This window comes from Morganella sp. Je.2.23, assembly GCF_051129855.1.
GTDB lineage: Bacteria > Pseudomonadota > Gammaproteobacteria > Enterobacterales > Enterobacteriaceae > Morganella > Morganella sibonii.
The window spans coordinates 173599-194973 of sequence record NZ_JBCPSQ010000004.1 but is presented as its reverse complement, the minus strand read 5'-3'; the positions used below and the strand labels follow the sequence as shown (position 1 = coordinate 194973).

The window sequence follows — 21375 nt, the reverse complement described above, 5'->3', positions numbered from 1 at the left end:
TTTACCAGATATTGGTCAACCAAAAATGATTTTGATGACTATAATATAAAATAAACCACCCGATATTGATAATACAGGGTGGTTTATATGAGAGGTACAGCGAAGATTATTTCACATCGCGGATGCGATCTGCCATTTTGGATAATTCAGGGTTGGATTTGGCAATATCGTCATACATCGGTTTTACCGCATCCTGGAATGTCACTTTATCGACAGTGATAAATTCAACACCCTGCTTCTCAACTTTCGCACGTTCTTCTTTTTCTGAAGCTTCCCAGAGTTTCGCCATTGTCTGCGCGGAATCTTTGGCAGCCTGCTTCACAATCGCCTGCTGTTCCGGCGTCAGCTTATCCAGTGATTTGGTCGACATCACCAGCACATCCGGCACCATTGTGTGCTCATCCAGAGAGAAGAATTTGGTGACTTCGCTGTGACGGCTCAGTGTATAGGACGGGATATTGTTCTCTGCCGCATCCACCACACCCTGCTGTAATGCGGTATAGAGTTCACCGTAAGCCAGCGGGGTCGGGTTACCGCCGAGTGCTTTTACCATCGCGATAGCGGTCGGGCTCGGCTGTACGCGGATTTTCAGACCTTTCAGATCGTCCGGGGTACGGATAGGTTTCTTGGCATAGAAGCTGCGGGCACCCGCATCATAGTAAGTCAGACCGACAAATCCGCTGTCTTTGCTGGAGTCGAGGATTTCCTGTCCGATATCACCGTAAATAATTTTTTCGTAGTGTGGTTTGTCACGGAACAGGTAAGGCAGGTTAAAGACGGAGTAGGCCGGTGAGAACGCTTCCAGTTCAGCAGCATTGGATTTGACGATATCCAGCGCACCGTTCTGCATCAATTCCATGGATTCACGCTGGTTGCCCAATTGCGCGTCCGGGTAGATACGGATGCGGACATCACCGTTTGTTTTTGTTTTTACGTCATCCGCGAACTGTGTCATGGCTTTGTGAACAGCATGATCACGGTTCTGGTTATGGCTGAGTTTCAGCGTGGTGGCGGCAAAAGCCTGGGTAGCGCTGAGAGCAAATACCGCGCCGATAACAGTGCTGAGGATACGTTTGCTGTTTTTCACGTTAGGGTTCTCCGGAGGAAAATGAGCTTCTTATTATGTTGTCTCACCTTAATCACAAGTCACTAAGTGGTCAAAAGGTAAACCTCCATTGGTTGACCACTATCACAAAATAACCCCAATCTTTGGTTAACCAAATCATAATGTGATCGCCGTCACTCACTGTTTTCAGCGGGATAGACTATGCTCGAACAGCAAAATTTGTATTTGGTATGACAGTTGCCAAATTGGTTAACCAAAATAAGAACAAGGACAAGGCCAATGAAAAACCTTGTAGCGCTGATTAATAAAGGGCTTGCTGTTTTTACTATCTGTTTATCAGCATTCCTGGTGTTCTGTGTGACATGGCAGGTGTTATCCCGCTATATCCTCAGCTCCCCGAGTACGATTACAGATGAACTCGCCCGTTACCTTTTTATGTGGGTCGCCATGATTGGCGCGGCTTACACCACAGGACAACACCGGCACCTCGCGATTGACCTTCTCGTTATGAAACTGTCAGGTGCGAAAAAACAGTTTGTCAGCGTCATTATCCAGATTGCCATTATTGCCTTTGCCGGCATTGTGCTGGTGTACGGCGGCAGCACGCTGGTCGCTTCCACACTGGAAAGCGGCCAGATCACCCCGGCACTGGGCTGGCAGATGGGTTACATCTATCTCTGTTTACCAATCAGCGGCTTACTGATGATTATGTATGCACTGGTTGATATCTTTTCACTCTTTCAGCCGGGTTCAGCCAATACTGAACTGACTGACAGCCATTAATGGTGCGATGAGAGGTTAATTATGGATTGGTATGTGATTGCCGCGCTCTTCGGCACCTTTGCGTTTCTTCTGGTTCTCAGTGTTCCGGTTTCTTTCGCTATCGGCCTGTCATCGTTAGTGGCGATTGCCATGACGCTGCCGCTCGATTCCGCGATTACCGTTGTCGCCCAGCGTATGGCGGCAGGGGTGGATAACTTCTCGCTGCTGGCGATCCCGTTCTTTATTCTCGCCGGTAACATTATGAACCAGGGCGGTATTGCTGCCCGGCTGATTAATGTGGCAAAAGTGATCGGCGGTCGTCTGCCGGGTTCGCTGCTGCACGTCAATATTATGGCTAACATGCTGTTCGGCGCTATCTCCGGTTCTGCCGTGGCCTCTGCGGCGGCGGTCGGCGGCACCATGTCACCGATGCAGAAAAAAGAGGGTTATGATCCGGAGCTGTCTGCTGCGGTGAATATTGCGTCCTGCCCGTCAGGTCTGCTGATCCCGCCGAGCAATACCCTGATTGTTTACTCACTGGTTTCCGGCGGCACATCAATTGCCGCACTGTTCCTGGCCGGGTATATTCCGGGCATCCTGATGGGACTGTCCCTGATGATTGTTTCCGGGATTATCGCGAAAAAACGCGGTTATCCGGTCGCTCCGCGCCCGACGTGGGGGATGTTCTTCTCTACGGTCTGGAAAGCGGTGCCGTCACTGATGCTGATTGTGGTGATTATGGGCGGGATTATCGCCGGTATCTTTACCGCAACAGAAGCCTCCGCGATTGCCGTCATCTACAGCTTTGTACTGGCGGTGATTGTTTACCGTGAAGTCAGCTTCAGCCGTCTGCCGAAAATTATTCTGGAATCGGCGGTGACCACTTCTATCGTGCTGCTCCTGATCGGTGCATCCATGGGGATGTCATGGGCGATGGCGAACGCGGATCTGCCGTATCTGATTGCGGACGGTCTGATGGCGATTTCCGATAACGCGCTGACTATCCTGCTGGTCATTAACATCATTCTGCTGATTGTCGGCATCTTTATGGATATGACACCGGCGGTACTGATTTTCACCCCGATTTTCCTGCCGGTGGCCATGGATATGGGGATTGACCCGGTACACTTCGGGATCATCATGACATTCAACCTGGCTATCGGTATCTGTACGCCGCCGGTCGGCAGTGCGCTGTTTGTCGGGTGTTCTGTGGGTGGTGTCAGCATTGATAAAGTTCTGAAACCACTGGTACCGATGTATATCGCGCTGATTGCGGCACTGGCGGTGGTGACCTATTTCCCTCAGCTCAGCCTGTGGCTGCCTGAGTTGGTTCTGAACTATACACCATCATAATTATTGGTGTTGTCACTCATCTGTCCTGCCGGATGAGTGACACTTTTGGTTTACCAGTCTTAAGAAAAGAAAGTAATAAAAACACACGTACCCTTGATGTAATTTTATTTACAGTTAAAACAATAAATTAATCATAAAACAAAATGTGATATTGGTTGACCAATATTGTTTTCAGGCTTGACGTCTCTCTGTGTTGATAGGAAGATGACAATGCTGTACTCGTGACAGCAAGGTTTGACAGCAATACTCGCCACACCGGGGATTTAATTGGTCAACCAAATAAACAGTGATGATATTCGCGGAGCATAAACGAGGTTTAGTATGAAACAAACTTGGCGTTGGTACGGACCGGCAGATCCGGTTACTTTATCTGATATTCGTCAGGCGGGCGCTACCGGTATCGTAACGGCGCTGCACCATATCCCGAACGGAGAAGTCTGGACCACAGACGAGATTCAGAAGCGCAAGGCGCTGATTGAATCCAATCATCTGGAATGGACCGTGGTTGAAAGTGTGCCTATCCACGAAGATATCAAAACACAGACCGGTGAGTATGAAAAATGGATTGCCAACTATCAGCAATCCCTGCGCAACCTCGCCGCCTGCGGGATTTATACTGTCTGTTACAACTTTATGCCGGTTCTCGACTGGACCCGTACTGACCTGGAATATGAGCTGCCGGATGGTTCAAAAGCATTGCGTTTTGATCAGATTGAATTTGCGGTGTTCGAGATTTATCTCTTACAGCGCGAAGGGGCTGAGCAGGACTATACCGCAGAAGAACTGGCACAGGCCAAAACCCGCTTTGAAACCATGCGGGATGATGAAAAACAAAAACTGATAAACAATATTATTGCCGGTCTTCCGGGGGCGGAAGAAGGCTATACACTTGAACAATTCCGCCAGCACCTGAAACGTTACGCCGGTATCGATAAAGCGAAATTACGTGAGCACTTTGCGTATTTCCTGAATAAAATTATTCCGGTTGCTGAAGAGTGCGGCCTGAAAATGGCGGTACATCCGGATGATCCTCCGCGTCCTATCCTCGGCCTGCCGCGTATCGTTTCCACGATTGAAGATATGCAGTGGATGGCGGATACCGTCAACAGTGATGCCAACGGTTACACCATGTGCACCGGCTCTTACGGTGTGCGCGCTGACAACGACCTGGTCAATATGATTAAGACCTTTGGTCCGCGGATTTACTTCCTGCATCTGCGTTCAACGATGCGTGAAGAGAACCCGAATACCTTCCATGAAGCGGCGCATCTGGCCGGTGATGTGGATATGTATAATGTCATCAGTGCGGTTGCTGCCGAAGAGAACCGCCGCCGTGAGAGCGGGGAAGCGTCCCTGATCCCGATGCGTCCGGATCACGGCCATCAGATGCTGGATGACCTGAAGAAGAAAACCAATCCGGGCTATTCCGCGATCGGCCGTCTGAAAGGGCTGGCTGAAATCCGTGGCCTGGAAATGGGTATTCACCGCGCATTCTATACAAAATAATATCTCATACCTTTGTACCTGCCGGGCTGCGGGATCTCTTCCGCAGCCTGCTCCCCGGGAGCCTGTAATGGAAAAGAATCTTGTCACTGCGGACATCACCGCAACGCGTCCTGACTGGACGACTGATCGTCTCACCACCCGTATTGTTCACCTCGGCTGCGGCGCTTTTCACCGCGCACATCAGGCGCTGTACACCCATCACGTATTAGAAAAAACAGACAGCGACTGGGGTTACTGCGAAGTTAACCTGATGTCGGCACAGGATGCGGCACTGATTGAAGGGCTGAAAGCCCAGTCCATGTTGTATACCGTGGCGGAGAAAGGGGCGGATAAAACAGAGCTGAAAATTATCGGCTCGATGAAAGAAGCGATGCACCCGCTGATCGACGGTATTGATGCGGTGATTGAGAAAATGGCTTCCCCGGATGTCGGTATTGTTTCCCTGACCGTGACCGAAAAAGGCTACTGCACCGATCCTGCCACCGGGCAGCTCGACCCGGAAAATGCGCTGATTAAACAGGATCTGGCCACGCCTGAGACACCGCGCTCTGCTATCGGTTATATCACGGCGGCACTGAAACGCCGTCACGAACGTGGTTTACCGCCGTTTACGGTGCTCTCCTGTGATAACGTCCGTGAGAATGGTCATGTTGCCCGTGAAGCGGTGCTCGGCCTGGCGCGGTTGCAGGACCCGGCGCTGGCGGCATGGATTGAATCCAATGTCACTTTCCCGTGTACGATGGTTGACCGCATTGTCCCGGCGGCCACCCCGGAAACGCTGGCTGAAATCGCACAACTGCTGGGAACGGAAGATAACTGTGCTATCGCCTGTGAGCCGTTCCGTCAGTGGGTGATTGAAGATAATTTTGTGAACGGTCGCCCTGAGTGGGATTGCGCCGGTGCACAGTTTGTTCAGGATGTGGTGCCGTTCGAATTAATGAAGCTGCGGATGCTCAACGGCAGCCACTCCTTCCTGGCGTATCTCGGCTATCTCGGCGGTTATGCCCATATTTCCGATACCATGACCAACCCGGATTACCGCAAAGCCGCCCGCGCACTGATGCTGGATGAGCAGGCGCCGACCCTCACCATGCCGGAAGATACCGACCTGGTTGCCTATGCGGATAACCTGATTGACCGCTTTACCAACCCGTCCCTGAAACACCAGACATGGCAGATTGCGATGGACGGCAGCCAGAAGCTTCCGCAGCGCCTGCTGGACCCGGTTGCGCAGCATATCGCAGACGGCAGTGACTACCGTCATCTGGCGCTGGGCGTGGCGGGCTGGATGCGTTATATCAGTGGTACCGATGAACAGGGCAATAAAATTGATGTGCGTGACCCGCTGGCAGAGACGTTCGCCGCAATTTACGCGAAACATGGTCTGTCTGTGACAGTAGTGGATGAGCTGCTGGCGATTGAATCCATTTTCGGTAACAACCTGCCGAAACAGCAGGGCTTTGTTGATGCGGTGAAACGCGCGTATCAGCAGTTACTTGATGTCGGTGCCCGCCAGGCCGTTGCCGCACTGTAATTCCGGAGAGTTTATGAAACAGTTTCTTTGCGAAGACTTTTTACTGCACAGTGACATCGCCCGCCGTCTTTATCATGACTATGCGGCGGACATGCCAATCTATGACTATCACTGTCACCTGAACCCGCGTGAAATCGCGGAAAACCGCCGTTTTGATAACCTCGGGCAGATCTGGCTGGAGGGGGATCACTACAAATGGCGCGGCATGCGTTCGGCAGGAATTCCGGAATCGCTTATCACCGGACGCGACACCAGTGATTATGAGAAATATCAGGCGTGGGCAAAAACCGTGCCGATGACACTTGGTAACCCGCTTTATCACTGGACGCATCTGGAACTGCGCCGCCCGTTCGGTATCACAGGCAAAGTATTCGGGCCGGAAACAGCGCAGAGTATCTGGGATGAGGCCAATGAAAAACTGGCACAGCCGGAATTTTCCGCACGCGGCATTATGCAGCAGATGAATGTGCATATGGTCGGTACCACCGATGACCCGGCAGATTCACTGGAATACCACCGGCAGATTGCACAGGATGACAGTTTTGATATTGAAGTGCGTCCGAGCTGGCGTCCGGATCGCGCTTTTAAAATTGAACTGGACGGTTTCACAGATTATATCGCGAAGCTCGCACAGAGTGCCGATGTGGATATCCGCCGTTTCAGCGATCTGCTGACCGCACTGGATCGCCGCCTGGTTCACTTTGCACAGCACGGTTGTGTTGCGTCTGACCACGGTATTGAGATCCTGCGTTATGCACCGGTGCCGGATGAATCCGTCCTGGATGTGATTCTGCAGAAACGCCTTGCCGGGGAAATCCCGGATGAAACCGCCACTGCGCAGTTTGCAACGGCAGTGCTGGTCTGGCTCGGTAAGCAATATGCAAAACGCGGCTGGGTGATGCAGCTGCATATCGGTGCGCTGCGCAACAACAACACACGCATGTTTAATCTGCTCGGTGCCGACAGCGGTTTTGATTCCGTCGGTGACGCGCCGGTGGCTTATCCGCTTTCACGTCTGCTTGATGAAATGGATAAAACCGATGAACTGCCGCGCACTATCCTTTACTGCCTGAACCCGCGTGATAACGAAGTGCTGGCAACTATGATCGGCAACTTCCAGGGCGGTGGTATTGCGGGCAAAATTCAGTTCGGTTCCGGCTGGTGGTTTAACGACCAGAAAGACGGCATGCAGCGCCAGCTGGAACAGTTATCACAACTGGGGCTGTTAAGTCAGTTTGTCGGGATGCTGACAGATTCACGCAGTTTCCTGTCCTATACTCGTCATGAATACTTCCGCCGTATTCTGTGCAATATGCTCGGTACGCTGGCGGTTAACGGTGAAATTCCGGCCGATGAAAATATGCTGGGGCAGATGGTGCGTGATATCTGTTTCAATAATGCACAGCGTTATTTTTCCGCAGCGAAAGGTGAATAATGACAGTGAAACGCATTGGTCTGATCGGCGAGTGCATGATTGAACTCAACGGTGCGCCGTTCGGGGAGATGGTTCAGCGTTATGGTGGTGATGCCCTGAACAGCGCGGTCTATCTGGCCCGCGCGGCGGGGGAAGCTGTTGAGGTGAATTTTATCTCAGCCATGGGCACTGACCCGCTCAGTAAAGGCATGATCAGCCGCTGGCAGGCGGAGGGGGTGAAAACCTCACATGTGCTGACTGATCCGCATCATCAGCCGGGGTTGTATCTTATTCAGCTGGATGAACAGGGTGAGCGCACGTTCCTCTACTGGCGTAATGATTCAGCGGCGCGTTATCTTGTCCGCCATCCGGATTACCCGGCGCTGCTGGCACAGATGGCGGAGATGGATGCTGTTTACCTCAGTGGTATCAGTCTGGCCATTCTGCCGCCGGAAGACCGTCTGCGGCTGCTGGATGATCTGAAAACACTGTCACAGCAGGGAAAAACCATTCTGTTTGACAGCAACTACCGTCCGGCTCTGTGGGCGGATGAAAATGAAACCCGTGACTGTTATCAGGCGATGTATGCACTGACTGATATGGCGCTGGTCACTGATGATGATGAAGCGCGTCTGTGGGGCGACAGCGATCGTAACGTCACCTTTGCCCGTCTGGCAAAGGCCGGGGTGAAACAGGCGATTATCAAAGCGGGTGCTCAGGGGTGTGACTACCGTGATCTGCGCACTGATGCGCCGGTCATCAATATTGCCACCACGCCGGTGACACAAGTGGTGGATACCACCTCTGCCGGTGATGCCTTTAACGCCGGTTTCCTGGCGGGCTGGCTTACCGGTGCGGATATTGAACATGCTGCCCGGATGGGGCACCGGCTTGCGGGAGTGGTGATTCAGCACAAAGGGGCGATTATCCCGCAGGCGGCAACCCGCCCGGTCACCGATACTTTACTGAATAATACGTTTTAACGGGAAAAGAGGAGAACGAGATGTCCGAATTACAGGCAATGATTACCCGTTTCCGGCAGCTGAAAATTGTGCCGGTGATCGCCGTGGATAACGCGGAAGATATTATCCCGTTAGGCAATGCGCTGGCGGACAACGGTCTGCCGGTGGCGGAAATCACTTTCCGTACTGAGTGTGCGGCGGAAGCGATTAAACTGCTGCGCGAAGCCCGCCCGGATATGCTGGTGGGCGCGGGAACCGTGATTAACCGCGAACAGGTGCGTCAGGCCAAAGCCGCCGGGGCACAGTTTGTCGTCTCTCCCGGTCTGAACCCGAACACCGTTCAGGCGTGTCAGCAGATGGATATCCAAATTGTTCCCGGGATAAACAACCCCAGCGCAGTTGAGCAGGCGCTGGAGCTGGGTATCGACTTCGTGAAATTCTTCCCGGCAGAGCCGTCAGGCGGTATTCCGATGATCAAAGCCATGCTGGCGCCGTATCACCAGTTACAGGTGATGCCGACCGGTGGTATCGGGCTGAACAATATCCGCGACTATCTGGCTATCCCGCAGATTGTGGCCTGCGGCGGCTCGTGGATGGTACCGGCTTCGCTTATCAAAGCAAAAGACTGGGCAGCCATCGGCAAACTGGCGCGTGAAGCCAGTGAGTTTGTGAAGTAAGCATTTTTATTGTTCCGGCAGCGGAGCCTGTTTCTGCTGCCGTATTCGTCACCGGCTTTTCGTGCCGGTTTCTGTATTTTTGACAAAATCCGAAATAAGTTAATTATTCGTGCAAAATATTTACATTAATTTAATTTATTAAGTTCTGTTTGATATTCATATTAAGACTATGTATTAACTTATTATTCTGAAATCCGATGTGTGGGATCAAACACACTTTTTCACATCCTGTAAAAACTCGGTATTTGTATTCGAATGGAGTGAAAACATATTTTTTTCCTAATTATTTGGTATATAACACTTATTCTACTAACCCATTGCACTTTCAATCGATTTATATTTTGTCATATTGTTGCGTTACGCTATGATTTTAAAGGCGAAATATACTGAAACATTCAGTCTCACTTACCCCGTAATGTACTCACAAACAGCATATCCTTTGGTTTTTCAAAAATGCCCCTATCTACGATAAACTACTTATAGTTTTAAGTGCTTTTTCTATGATCAGTGAGCTAAATAAGGAATTTTAGTGATGGTCTTTATAGGGTTATTGATTAATGATGAAGAAATATGCGATCTCCGAAGCTATCGGACAGGTGATCAGACAATACCGGACCAATGCAGGGTTAACCACAAAGCAGCTGGCACACAGAATAGGGATTAGCCAGCAGCAGCTCTCGCGTTATGAGCGGGGTGTTAATCGTATTGATGTGGACACACTCCTGCGTGTCAGTCTGGCCTTTAAACTCACACCGGGTCGTTTCTTTGAGGAAATGAATATGACCGGAACCGGACTGGATGACATTCTTTATGAAAATGAAGAAGGGGATATTCAGGAAATCCGGATGAGCCTTATTGCGGACAGTATTATTTCTCCGCGCGATTTTTAATTACCAGAATTTCCGTTTTGAAATAAAAAGACAGACCAGTACAGCTGATTTGCGGATTACTGTACGGGTTTGCCGTGTCTCTCATCCGGCGGAAATAAAACAGCGGGAATGGTGATATGTCCGGTCAGGGGCTGTGTTCAGACGAAAAAAAGCGGGAGATGATATCTCCCGCAATATGCTAACCAATCAAGGAACTTAATAAATATGGTTAGAAGGACAGAGGTTTTTTTATTCAGACTGCGGTGCTGAGTTTTTTAACTTTCCGGAACCGGTATTGTGACCGGTTCCGGGGTGTTACTTTATTTCTGTCAGTGCGTACACTGACAAATCGCCTGTTTTATCTTACCCGTCACTCAAGGTATTTGAAGAACGGTGCGATGAGCAGCAGGATACCGAAGCCCATAACACACCAGGCTTTCCAGTCTTTGAATTTTTTCAGTTTCGCGACACGGAATACCAGGTAAACAGGAATTAAGCAGGAAACGATAGCGTATAACGGACTACCGATCTGGAAGAAGACAACCACTGAGAACCCTGTGGACACCCATGCAGTCAGTAATGCAACGATGAAGACAGAGATACAGATGTTTAATAACGTGTGGTTGATTTTTTCTTTATCCATGAAACGGGAAAGGATGTTAATCGCAAGACCTTTCACTGATTCCTGGAAGCCCAGATAGATACCAAAGAATGCTGTCAGAACCGCAAAGATGTTCAGAACGGTTGTCATCACACTCACGACCGCGCCCGGAATAACCTGAGCGGCAATGGCCAGTGCAGAGATGTTCTGTTCAAACGCGGATACGGCCTGCTCATGACTGATAGAGAACGTAAAGGAGAATGAGAAGAACAGGATGATAGTCACCAGGGTGATATAGGCCACGCGGTGAGCGCGGATAGCACGGTAGGTGGCGACACGTTTGTCAGATTCCAGTTTACGGTATGCGATATTCATCGGGTTCAGGATCTGAACGAAGACCGCAGAGAAGAAAGCAAACGGGACGGTCAGCAGCACGTCACGGGTAAAGTCAGCAATCGGCGGGAACGCAGTGATGTTATTGAAATCCCAGTGAGGGATCATCACCAGACCCAGCGATACAATGATACCCACTTTCACGATAACCATCGGACCGGAGATTTTAAACAGCAGCTTCTCACCTTTGGAGGCAATAAAAATCAGCGCGGCAAAAACAACGACACGATAGATCAGTGAATCTGAAAGCACACCTTCAGTAACACCGAACGTATGGAGATAGGAAGCACTGTCGAAAATAACAGAAAGAGAGTAAATAAAGATACCGTGGATAAGCATCAGGAAGTAAATAACCCCCAGTGCCACACCCCAGTTACTGCCCAGATACTGTGTGATTATGTTTGTGTAGTCTTCACATTCTTCACTTTCAGATAACGTATTCATGTACAGCTTCTGCAACATATACGTTGCCGGATACGCAATCATGAAAGCTAAAATAAATACCCAAATACCTTTCAGACCGATCTGAATCGGCATTACAACGGTACCGGCACCGATAGCCATACCAATACAAAGCACAACCCAGCCGGCGTCATACATTGTGAATGGTATTTTGCCCAGCGCTTTCGCGGAATTATCGGTTGAGGTCATGTCCGCCATACTAAGCCCCCTTGGTTTTCATAATAATTTATTGTGATTATGGTTTCTAAAAAATTTCAGCACTGCGTTGTTCTTTTTGTTACCGCTAAAAATAACCTGTTAAATACTTAAAAAGCACGCCGGAGAGAATTCAGAGTGGCTCTCAATGAATTTTTCCGCGTGCTTCGTGTACTCACCCCGTCTGTGTGTTAACGGCAAATGAGGTGAGTACATACTGCAAGACTTAATTTTCCGCTCTGATCTTAAGCAACTGCTTTCGCAATAGCCTGTTCCAGGTCAGCAATGATGTCTTCAGGTGTTTCCAGACCGACAGAAATACGAATCAGACCATCGGTGATACCTGCTTTCAGACGCTCTTCAGCCGGAACCGGAGAGTGAGTCATTGATGCAGGGTGCTGAATCAGAGTTTCAGTATCGCCCAGGCTTACTGCCAGCATGCATAACTCAACAGAATCCATCACTTTACGGCCTGCTTCGATACCGCCTTTGATTTCAAAGCTGATCATACCGCCGAAGTTGCTCATCTGTTTTTTCGCTAATTCGTGCTGCGGGTGAGATGGCAGACCCGGGTAGAATACAGCTTCCACGTTCGGGTTAGATTCCAGATACTTAGCAACTTTCATTGCGTTAGAGCAGTGACGTTCCATACGGACGTGCAGTGTTTTCAGGCCGCGCAGGGTTAACCATGCGTTGAACGGGCTCATTACGCCACCGGTGATGTCTTTAACACCAACCAGACGTGCAGGAACCAGGAAGTCAGCAGGACCGACAATCACACCACCGATAACATCACCGTGACCGTTGATGTATTTGGTCACACTGTGAACAACGATGTCTGCACCTAATTCCAGAGGACGCTGGCAGTACGGAGACATGAAGGTGTTATCCACAACCAGCATTGCGCCGCCTTCGTGAGCAACATTTGCCGCTGCTTCGAGGTCGATCATTGCCAGAGTCGGGTTAGCCGGAGTTTCGACGTAAACCATTTTGGTGTTTGGTTTCATTGCCGCTTTGATGTTCGCAGGGTCATTTGCGCGAACGAAAGTGACTTCGATACCGAATTTAGGCAGGGTGTGAGACAGCAGAGCATAAGTACAGCCGTACAGAGTGTCAGAAGCAACGATATGGTCGCCCTGGCCGCACATAGTCAGGATAGTGGTAGAGATAGCTGCGATACCGGAAGAAGTCGCCAGAGCAGCTTCGCCGTTTTCCAGTACACGCATTTTTTCTTCTAATGCTGCGTTAGTTGGGTTACCTAAACGTGAGTAGATATAACCTTCTTCTTCTAATGCGAAACGTGCTGCCCCTTGTGCTGCGCTGTCGAAGACGAATGTAGAGGTCTGATAGATTGGGGTTGATAACGCGCCAGTCAGTGGATCTGCCTGTTGGCCAGCGTGAACAATCTTAGTGTCATAACCTTTATTCGTATAATCGTGCATAAATCCTCCAAAGAATAATTTTTTATTATGCCAACATGTGCTGTTGTTGCAGTAATAAAAGCAATAGCCGTGCCAACTCAGGATTTATTTTTATAACATATTGAATTGAAAGAGATAAATAATTTTAAAGCATAGCTTAGATAAAGACAACGCAGAGGAAGTGGAAAGCGGAGTGTAAGTAAAAATGACAAGGTGGAAAGAAAGTTGACAGTAGGTTGCCACTTTCTGATAGTGAGGTTAATCACATTGGGGTATAAAACCGGACTTGCGTCACATTATAGCCCCAAAAGGGAAGGGTGATCCAGATCTCTTTTTAAATTTTTTCCTGAATCGATACGTCCGGTGATTGATAATGATCAACGTCAGAAATAATCAATTCTATTAATTACCGCATTTTTAATGATTTGCGATCTCAATGCGTTCGGGTGTAAACGCGTTGTCTGGCCGACTTTTTTCATGGAATTGAGATATCTGGCGGGTACAAGCTGATTCAAGTTGTTTATAGTAAGTAGTGTAACTGAACCAAAAAATAATAATTAAATCTATGTGATAAGGTTGCTTATCATGTGGTTTTTCCTTAATTGCGCACCATTTTGTTGTATTTCGCTTTTGATTCACCTTTCAGTGAGTGCCTAAGATAGGTTAACCCTGGTAGGTGGGTGAAAAAGAGCACTACATACACTAACCGGGAGTGACTAAACACATGTCTGCATATAGATGGTTAATTAATACCATTGACCGCGTCGCCATGGTGGAAGAAGTCATCAATGAGTTTTCGGCCTCAGAAATCAGCATCAATTCCATGGAAGTTTTTCCGTGCAAAATTTATGTCAAATTCAACGCGGAATGCGAGCGGGATGTTAAGCTGCTGCTGAGTAAACTCCTGCTTAATCCTGATGTTATCAGTGTCACCCGTTCCAAATTACAGCCCTACGAACGTAAAGAAAAAGAATTACAGGCGATTCTGGAATCCACCACTGACGGTATTATCGGTATCAATAATCAGGGTAACATCAACTACTTTAATAAAGTGGCGGAAGACTTTTTCTCGATATCGCGGGAAAATATTGTCGGCGTTAATATCAGTAAAATTCTCAGCGGCAAAAACCAGGCCGTGCTCACCAAACTGCTCGGCGGCAACAGTTTCGACCACTATCAGATGGTGACCAGTACCCCGAAAGGGGAGCTGTACTATATCTGTTCCGGCCGTCCGATTCTGAGTGAAGAGTCCCAGGTCATGGGGGCGGTGATCACCTTCAAAAGCCTGCGATCTGTACAGCAGATGGCATCATCAGTGAATAAAAGCCTGCCGTTCAGTTTTGATGACATTATCTGCGAAAGCGGAATCATGATGAATCTTATTGATTTTGCTAAAAAAATAGCAATAAGTCCTTATACTGTGCTGATCCGCGGTGAAACCGGAACCGGTAAGGAACTTTTTGCCCGCGCCATTCACAACGCCAGCGACCGCAGTGCTCATCCGTTTGCACCGATTAACTGCGCAGCGCTGCCGGAAAATCTGATTGAGAGCGAGCTGTTCGGTTATGAGGGCGGCGCATTCAGCGGTGCCAGCAAAGGCGGGAAAATGGGGCTGTTTGAATCCGCCAACCACGGTACGGTATTTCTGGATGAATTCGGTGAGCTTTCTCTTATCCTGCAAAGTAAATTATTGCGGGTATTACAGGAAGGCGTGATCCGCCGGGTCGGCGGGCATAAAGAGATCCCGGTGGATGTGCGGATCATTGTGGCGACCAACCGGAATCTGGAAGAGATGATCGAGAACAAATCGTTCCGTGAAGATCTCTATTACCGGATCAACGTGATCCCGATTAATATTCCGCCGCTGAAAGAGCGGAAAACGGATATTCCTCTGTTATTACAGCGTTTTATCAGCAAATACACGACGGAACTGAATAAGCAGCTCAGTTTATCTCAGGACGCTTATCATCAGTTAATGGCCTATTCCTGGCCGGGTAACGTGCGGGAACTGCAAAACGTGATTCTGCGGGCGATTCACCTGGCGTCCGGCCGGGAAATTACCGTCGGCGATCTGTGGCTGCCGCATGAGGAAGTGATGGTTTCTCCGGTACAGCGGCCTCATCCGGTACAGAGAGCCGATATGCTGCCTGCGGTGCAGCCGGTACCGGAAGAGATCAACCTGAAAGAGTCCCTGGCGCGTCAGGAAAAAAGCCTGCTGGAGGATTATCTGCGCCGCTATGGTTCAGCCCGTAAGGTGTCCCGCGAAATCGGGATGTCTCACACGACCGTGCTGAATAAGGCCCGTTATTATAATCTGGAACATCTGCTGACCTACAGCACTGTGCGGCGGTCAGCAGGTAAAGCAGATTAACCCGGGTTTTCATCCCCGCCGGCGGCTGTCCGGCGGGCAGTTTCATACGCATCGATAGCTCTGATCCTCGCCATCCGGTGATCAACCACCGGCTTCGGATAATCAATCTCCCGCTGATTCTTCTCCGCCCATTCATGGGGGGTGTGAATATATTTTGCGGGCACATCAGCCAGCTCCGGCAGCCAGCGGCGGATAAAGCTGCCGTCCGGGTCAAACCGTTTACCCTGGGTGACCGGGTTGAAAATCCGGAAATACGGTACCGAATCATGGCCTGTGGACGCCGCCCACTGCCAGCCGCCGTTATTGGCGGCAAATTCACCGTCAATCAGTTGTGACATAAAGTAGTGTTCACCACGCCGCCAGTCCGTTAATAAATCTTTGACCAGAAAACTTGCCGTGATCATCCGCAGGCGGTTATGCATCCAGCCGGTTTCATTCAGCTGGCGCATGGCCGCATCGACCAGCGGAAAGCCGGTTTTTCCCTGCTGCCAGGCAAGCAGCCCGCTGCTGTCCGGTGACCAGACAATGGCCTCTGTCCAGCGCTGCATCGGGCGGTGGCGGCTGATATCCGGATGGAGTGCCAGCTGATGCAGATAAAATTCACGCCAGATAAGCTCACTGAGCCAGGTATAAGCGCCGCTTTCCGGCTCATCAGCGACCATCGGAAAGTGCAGGCGCAGACGGCTCAGGCACTGGCGCGGGGACAAAATCCCTGTGGCAAGATAGGCGGAGATGCGGCTGGTGCCGTCAATCGCCGGGAAATCCCGTTCAGTTTTGTAATCCGCAGCGTGCTTCTGACAGAAATCCGCCAGTCGTTGCAGTGCGGCCTCTTCTCCGGAAGGAAAAAGAGTATGTTCCTGCTGCGGCAGATTAAGAGGTACCGGGGAAACAGGCGGCCCTTTGGCATCCGGTACCGGTAAGACCCGGACCGTGGTCTGCATCAGTGCGGTAAGAAAGGCGCGGCGGAATGGGGTAAACACTTTGTAGAGCCCGCCCTGCTGTGTGCTTACGCTTCCCGGCGGCAGCAGGACACTGTCATCGAAGGCATAAAAACGGCAGCTTTCCGGCAGACGATCCGCTAAACGGGCATCACGGCGCTGTTCATTCAGTCCGTACTGTTTATTGACATACACGGCGGGGATGCGATGTTCCCGGCACCATTCCGCCAGCCAGTCAGCGGCATCCTCAAAGGTATTGCACGTCTGCACATGCAGGGTGATCCCGAGTGCGGCAGCGGATGTGTTCAGGGTGTGCAGCTGACAGAAAATCAGTGCCCGCTGTGACGGAGACATGGCGTGCTGTTCCCACTGTCCCGGTGTGAGGGTAAAAATCAGTTTTACCTGCCGGTGTGCCTGACAGGCGGCATAAAGTGCTGTGTTATCTGTCAGCCGCAGATCCTGCCGCAGCCAGACAACCGCCGGTGCTGAGTCCGTCATCGTCTTACCTCCCGCATAAACAATAAAAAAGCCCGCGTCCGGAGAGGCGGGCCTGAGCAGGACATCAGTCCAGCTTCGGATGCTGATCAATCAGTGACTGACGGCGTTTTTGCAACGCGGTAATCTCCTCATCAATCGCCTCAATCTTGTGTTCAATATTATCGTAATGCTCCAGTAAAATCTCTTTGGCTTCCGCCCGGTCTGATGCCGCCGGTGTGGCACCGCGTAACGGTTTGTTGGCGGTTTCTTTCATCACAATCGCAGTGATCATCCCGATAACCGCAATTACCATCAGATAGTAAGCCGGCATATACAGGTTATTGGTAACCTCGACCAGCCAGGCTGCGGCTGTCGGCGTGGCACCTGCAATCAGCACGGAAATATTGAATGAGATAGCCAGTGCACTGTAGCGGATTTTTGTCGGGAAGATGGCCGGCAAAATAGATGCCATCACGCCGGTAAAGCAGTTCAGCAGAACCGCCAGGATCAGCAACCCTAAGAAAATCAGTCCGATAACATCGCTATTAATCAGCATAAATGCCGGAATAGCAAGGAAAAATAACCCGATACTGCCCGCGAGAACAAACGGTTTACGGCCGATGCGGTCACTCATCATTCCGATCAGCGGCTGTACAAACAGCATACCAATCATGATCGCGATAATAATCAGCACACCGTGATCCGCGCTGTAATTCAGGTTATGCGACAGATAGCTCGGCATATAGGTCAGCAGCATGTAATACGTGACGTTGGTGGCAATGACCAGTCCGACACAGATCATCAGACCCTTACCGTATTGTGAGGCAATGCTGCGCAGTGAAACCCGTGGCTTATCTTCGCCGGTTTCAGGGTTGGCACTTTTCATATCCTCAACATGCTGCTGGAAAGCCGGTGTTTCTTCCAGGGCATGACGCAGATACAGGCCGATGACGCCCAGCGGCAGTGCCAGGAAGAACGGGATACGCCAGCCCCACTCATGGAATGCTGCTTCGCCGAGAATACTGGAGATCAGAACCACCACACCGGCACCGCAGACGAAACCGGCAATTGAGCCGAAGTCCAGCCAGCTGCCCATAAATCCGCGTTTACGATCCGGTGAATATTCCGCTACAAAGATAGCTGCACCGGAATACTCACCGCCCACGGAGAAACCCTGAGCCAGTTTTGCCAGCAGCAGCAGAACCGGTGCCCAGATCCCGATACTTTCATAAGACGGAATCAGACCGATACAGAAAGTACTGATGGCCATAATAATGATGGTGACAGAAAGGACTTTCTGGCGGCCGAATTTATCGCCCATGATACCGAAAAATACCCCGCCCAGCGGACGCACCAGAAACGGTACGGAGAACGTGGCTAACGCCGCGATCATCTGTATACCCGGGGAGGCGGAAGGGAAGAAGACCTGACCCAGCACATACGCCAGGAAGCCGTAGACCCCGAAGTCAAACCACTCCATGGCATTACCCAGTGAGGCAGCGGTGATAGCTTTCTTTAATTTTCCATCATCAATAATAGTAATATCATTGATATTTAAAGGTTTTTGTTTTGTTTTCTTGCGTCTCATCGTTGTATCCTTTTGTTTTATGACGGGGATTCACGTGACTGAGATTCACTCAAACCCACAACGACTTTTTGTATGATAGTGAATTCATCGGTAGCAGAAGATGTTTAATACTAAATTGGTAAGTATAAATACGTAATTTTTCCCGTATTCATGTTTCCCGTTAAATAGATTGATTAATCAGTATAGCGGCGCTAACGGCAGACGGCACAGGAAACCGCAGACAGGATAGGGAGAATAGGAAAGTTGTGCGTTGTAATAACCAAAAAAAGTACCTTTGTTTTGAAACGAGGTCACCTAATTTAGCATAAATCGTATTTTTTGTAAAATTAACGGTTTTTTGTACTGAATTTAATTGCTGATTTGGCATTTAACGTCTTACTGTCACTAAATATTCAGCGTTATTTTTTTCTGAAAAATCAACGGAAAGGCGGTTTTTTTTGAAAAAGCTCATCCTGAAATGATGTTTTCGGGGCGATTTTATTGCATTAAAAGTGTAATCAGGGGTATCTAAATCCGATGTATTTAAAATTATTAGTGAAATGATAGTGCCGATGGTTTAAATATAAGCAAAATATAAGGCGAATTCAGAAAACAAACAATGTTATCAGTATGTTTCATCTTATTTCTCAATTTTCTGTATGTGTTTTTCTGAAGGTGGTGCTGCTGGTCATTAATGCATAATAACAGCCATCAATGATTTCTTTACGTAATTATAAGATAAACTTTGGAATTATATGCTGAATATGAGTTTCATGAAGTGATATCTGTCAATGGCAATTTGAGAAAGACATAAATGTTTCAAGATATATCGTTTTTTTTCCATTTAATTGTGGTTTCTTACTCCATTAAAGCTAAATAATTACTATTTTATGCCAATGATGAGTCATTTTATTTTTAGTGGTTTATACCTAGTCCAAGGGTGATGGCGAAGGTAAATATACTATAATACATAGGGTTATAACTCTTTCGTGCACCGAATAATTCTTTTTTTACAATCCGTTAAGTGAAGGAAAGGCAGGTTTCAATTTAGTAAATGAATATGTAATATATGTTTCAACATGTGTACTTTGCTGGTTTGTAATAAGTACAATCATGCGGAAGTTAAAACAACAACAAAGAGTAAAACTTTGTGAATATCAATTGGTCCACTTTCTTTAATAAACGCATATTTTTGTTAGTTACCGGAGAGGAATCCGGTGATTATCACAGCCATATGTGAGGGATAGCGACATGACCAAAGCAAAAAACTCGATCGCGCGTGCAGTCGGGCAAAAAATTCAGGTGTTACGAAAAGATCACGGTATTACAGCAGCAAGACTGGCTGAAATGATTGAAATCAGCCAGCAGCAGATGTCACGTTATGAACGTGGTGTAAATCGTGTGGATGTGGATTGTTTAGTCCGTATTGCGGATATCTTTGAAGTACCGGTTGGCTGGTTCTTCACCGGAATTGAAGGCCGGAGTAAACGCGACAGCGGAAATGAACGGGAATCCTGGAAAGCAGAAACCGTTATTTTGCCGGTCGAATCCGAACTGATGTAATGTTGTGATATTGAGTGATACTGAATCTCATCTCAAAAATCCGTTATTAGCCTGCTAATAACGGATACCGCATTTTGCGGGACGTGTTTATTTATTCGTCACCTGCCTTGTGCTATCATCCTGATACACAGCATGTTGTATTACTCTTATAACCCTGTTTCTTAATAATTTTAGTATTTTTAATCCGTTTTATTACTGGATAAATAAGCAATGAACATTAATCAGCTCAAAAGTTTTGTTGAGGTGGTCAGGAGTGACTTTAATATCACGAATGCTGCCGAGAAGCTGTATACCTCACAGCCAACAGTGAGTAAACAGCTCAAAATTCTTGAAGATGAACTGAACGTTTCTTTATTCAACCGGAAAAATAATAACTTATTATCGCTCAGTCCGATTGGTGAAGAAGTTCATCGTGTTGCCTGCGATATTCTTGCGCAGTTTGATAAAATTAAAAGTCTGGTTTCACATGAAGATACCACGACAAAACAGAATCTCCGTATTGCCACCACGCACACACAAATCCGCTATAAATTACCGAAGGTAATCGAACGCTTTAATGCGCGTTATCCGAATATTTCGCTGCATTTTCATCAGGGAGCACCGGCACAGCTGGCAGAAATGGTGAAAAACGGGGATGTGGATTTTGCGATCGCCACGGAGTCCCTGCATCTTTATGATGATTTACTGACGTTGCCCTGCTATCAGTGGTCCCGCAGTGCGATTGTGCCGCATGATCACCCGCTGGCACAACATGAGCAGCTGACGATTCAGGAACTGGCGCATTATCCGCTGATTACTTATGTATTCGGATTTACCGGCCGTTCCAAGCTGGATCAGGTATTTTATCAGAATCACCTGACGCCGAATGTGGTATTAACCGCCGTCGATACAGAAATTATTAAATTTTATGTCAAGCGCGGAACGGGCGTCGGTGTTATTTCATCCGTGGCATTTGATCCGGCAGAAGACAGTGATTCACTGCGCTGTATTAATATCGGTAATCTGGTGAAACCGAGCTATACCCATATTTGTATCAGCCGTCATACACATCTGAAGGATTATATGTATGACTTTATTTCCTGTTATGCGCCGCATCTTGACCTGAATTATATTCACCAGCCGGAACAGTGGCTGCCGGTTGATCAGAAAGCCCGTGATCAGTTGTACCGCGCATTACCTGAACTCTGATTTTTCTGTATTTCTGATAAAAAAGCCCGGTAACATCAGTTACCGGGCTTTGCATT

General features: G+C 48.8%; 16 protein-coding genes. 11 read left to right on the top strand and 5 right to left on the bottom strand.

Translation table 11 applies throughout. The features are described 5' to 3' along the window. Window positions 1-106: 106 nt before the first annotated feature. Window positions 107-1087: a TRAP transporter substrate-binding protein gene (locus AAZR23_RS14835; protein ID WP_046895055.1), complete on the bottom strand. Its 981-nt coding sequence runs from the start codon at window positions 1085-1087 to the stop codon at window positions 107-109. A 258-nt stretch (window positions 1088-1345) separates the two neighbouring features. Here AAZR23_RS14835 and AAZR23_RS14830 point away from each other — a divergent pair, with 258 nt between their 5' ends. The 8 genes from AAZR23_RS14830 to AAZR23_RS14795 all read left to right on the top strand — a co-directional run bounded on the left by AAZR23_RS14830 (window position 1346) and on the right by AAZR23_RS14795 (window position 10164). After that, a complete protein-coding gene (locus tag AAZR23_RS14830) occupies window positions 1346-1849 on the top strand; it encodes a TRAP transporter small permease (RefSeq protein WP_166706809.1) in 504 nt (167 codons plus the stop codon). A 21-nt stretch (window positions 1850-1870) separates the two neighbouring features. Next, entirely contained in the window at window positions 1871-3181 is a 1311-nt protein-coding gene (locus AAZR23_RS14825) for a TRAP transporter large permease (RefSeq protein ID WP_166706810.1), read from the top strand. 321 nt (window positions 3182-3502) lie between these two features. Beyond that, window positions 3503-4687: a mannonate dehydratase gene (uxuA, locus tag AAZR23_RS14820; protein WP_046895052.1), complete on the top strand. Its 1185-nt coding sequence runs from the start codon at window positions 3503-3505 to the stop codon at window positions 4685-4687. Between the two features lie 67 nt (window positions 4688-4754). Then, window positions 4755-6221, top strand: coding sequence for a fructuronate reductase (locus AAZR23_RS14815; protein WP_434693440.1), 1467 nt, complete (start codon window positions 4755-4757; stop codon window positions 6219-6221). 13 nt (window positions 6222-6234) lie between these two features. Next, window positions 6235-7656, top strand: coding sequence for a glucuronate isomerase (gene uxaC, locus AAZR23_RS14810; protein WP_434693438.1), 1422 nt, complete (start codon window positions 6235-6237; stop codon window positions 7654-7656). Continuing rightward, window positions 7656-8618, top strand: a complete 963-nt coding sequence (locus AAZR23_RS14805) for a sugar kinase (RefSeq protein ID WP_434693437.1) — start codon at window positions 7656-7658, stop codon at window positions 8616-8618. Before uxaC ends, AAZR23_RS14805 begins: the two co-directional genes overlap by 1 nt. Window positions 8619-8638: 20 nt before the next feature. After that, the gene (locus AAZR23_RS14800) at window positions 8639-9274 is read left to right on the top strand and encodes a bifunctional 4-hydroxy-2-oxoglutarate aldolase/2-dehydro-3-deoxy-phosphogluconate aldolase (protein ID WP_218427155.1); all 636 of its coding nucleotides are present in this window, start codon (window positions 8639-8641) and stop codon (window positions 9272-9274) included. A gap of 557 nt (window positions 9275-9831) precedes the next feature. Next, window positions 9832-10164 (top strand): helix-turn-helix domain-containing protein, encoded by a 333-nt coding sequence (locus tag AAZR23_RS14795; RefSeq protein ID WP_004237940.1) that lies wholly within the window; start codon window positions 9832-9834, stop codon window positions 10162-10164. A 349-nt stretch (window positions 10165-10513) separates the two neighbouring features. Here AAZR23_RS14795 and AAZR23_RS14790 read toward each other — a convergent pair whose 3' ends face one another. Both AAZR23_RS14790 and megL read right to left on the bottom strand, forming a co-directional pair. After that, window positions 10514-11797, bottom strand: a complete 1284-nt coding sequence (locus tag AAZR23_RS14790; protein ID WP_107680155.1) for an aromatic amino acid transport family protein — start codon at window positions 11795-11797, stop codon at window positions 10514-10516. Window positions 11798-12039: 242 nt separating this feature from the next. Further along, on the bottom strand, window positions 12040-13236 hold the full coding sequence (megL, locus tag AAZR23_RS14785; RefSeq protein ID WP_004904656.1) for a methionine gamma-lyase: 1197 nt from the start codon (window positions 13234-13236) through the stop codon (window positions 12040-12042). A 703-nt stretch (window positions 13237-13939) separates the two neighbouring features. Between megL and AAZR23_RS14780 the strand changes: the two genes are divergently transcribed. Beyond that, on the top strand, window positions 13940-15586 hold the full coding sequence (locus tag AAZR23_RS14780) for a sigma-54 interaction domain-containing protein (RefSeq protein WP_434693434.1): 1647 nt from the start codon (window positions 13940-13942) through the stop codon (window positions 15584-15586). Here the strand turns inward: AAZR23_RS14780 and phrB are convergent. Further along, the gene (phrB, locus tag AAZR23_RS14775) at window positions 15583-17022 is read right to left on the bottom strand and encodes a deoxyribodipyrimidine photo-lyase (RefSeq protein WP_434693431.1); all 1440 of its coding nucleotides are present in this window, start codon (window positions 17020-17022) and stop codon (window positions 15583-15585) included. The genes AAZR23_RS14780 and phrB overlap by 4 nt on opposite strands. A 64-nt stretch (window positions 17023-17086) precedes the next feature. Then, entirely contained in the window at window positions 17087-18589 is a 1503-nt protein-coding gene (proP, locus tag AAZR23_RS14770; protein WP_046895038.1) for a glycine betaine/L-proline transporter ProP, read from the bottom strand. A gap of 1230 nt (window positions 18590-19819) precedes the next feature. On the opposite strand from proP, the gene AAZR23_RS14765 reads away from it, so the two are divergent. Both AAZR23_RS14765 and AAZR23_RS14760 read left to right on the top strand, forming a co-directional pair. Then, window positions 19820-20131, top strand: a complete 312-nt coding sequence (locus AAZR23_RS14765) for a helix-turn-helix domain-containing protein (protein ID WP_046895037.1) — start codon at window positions 19820-19822, stop codon at window positions 20129-20131. A gap of 210 nt (window positions 20132-20341) precedes the next feature. Then, window positions 20342-21319 carry a LysR substrate-binding domain-containing protein gene (locus tag AAZR23_RS14760; protein WP_046895036.1) on the top strand — a complete coding sequence of 326 codons (978 nt, stop codon included), beginning with the start codon at window positions 20342-20344 and terminating at the stop codon, window positions 21317-21319. Window positions 21320-21375 lie beyond the last annotated feature (56 nt).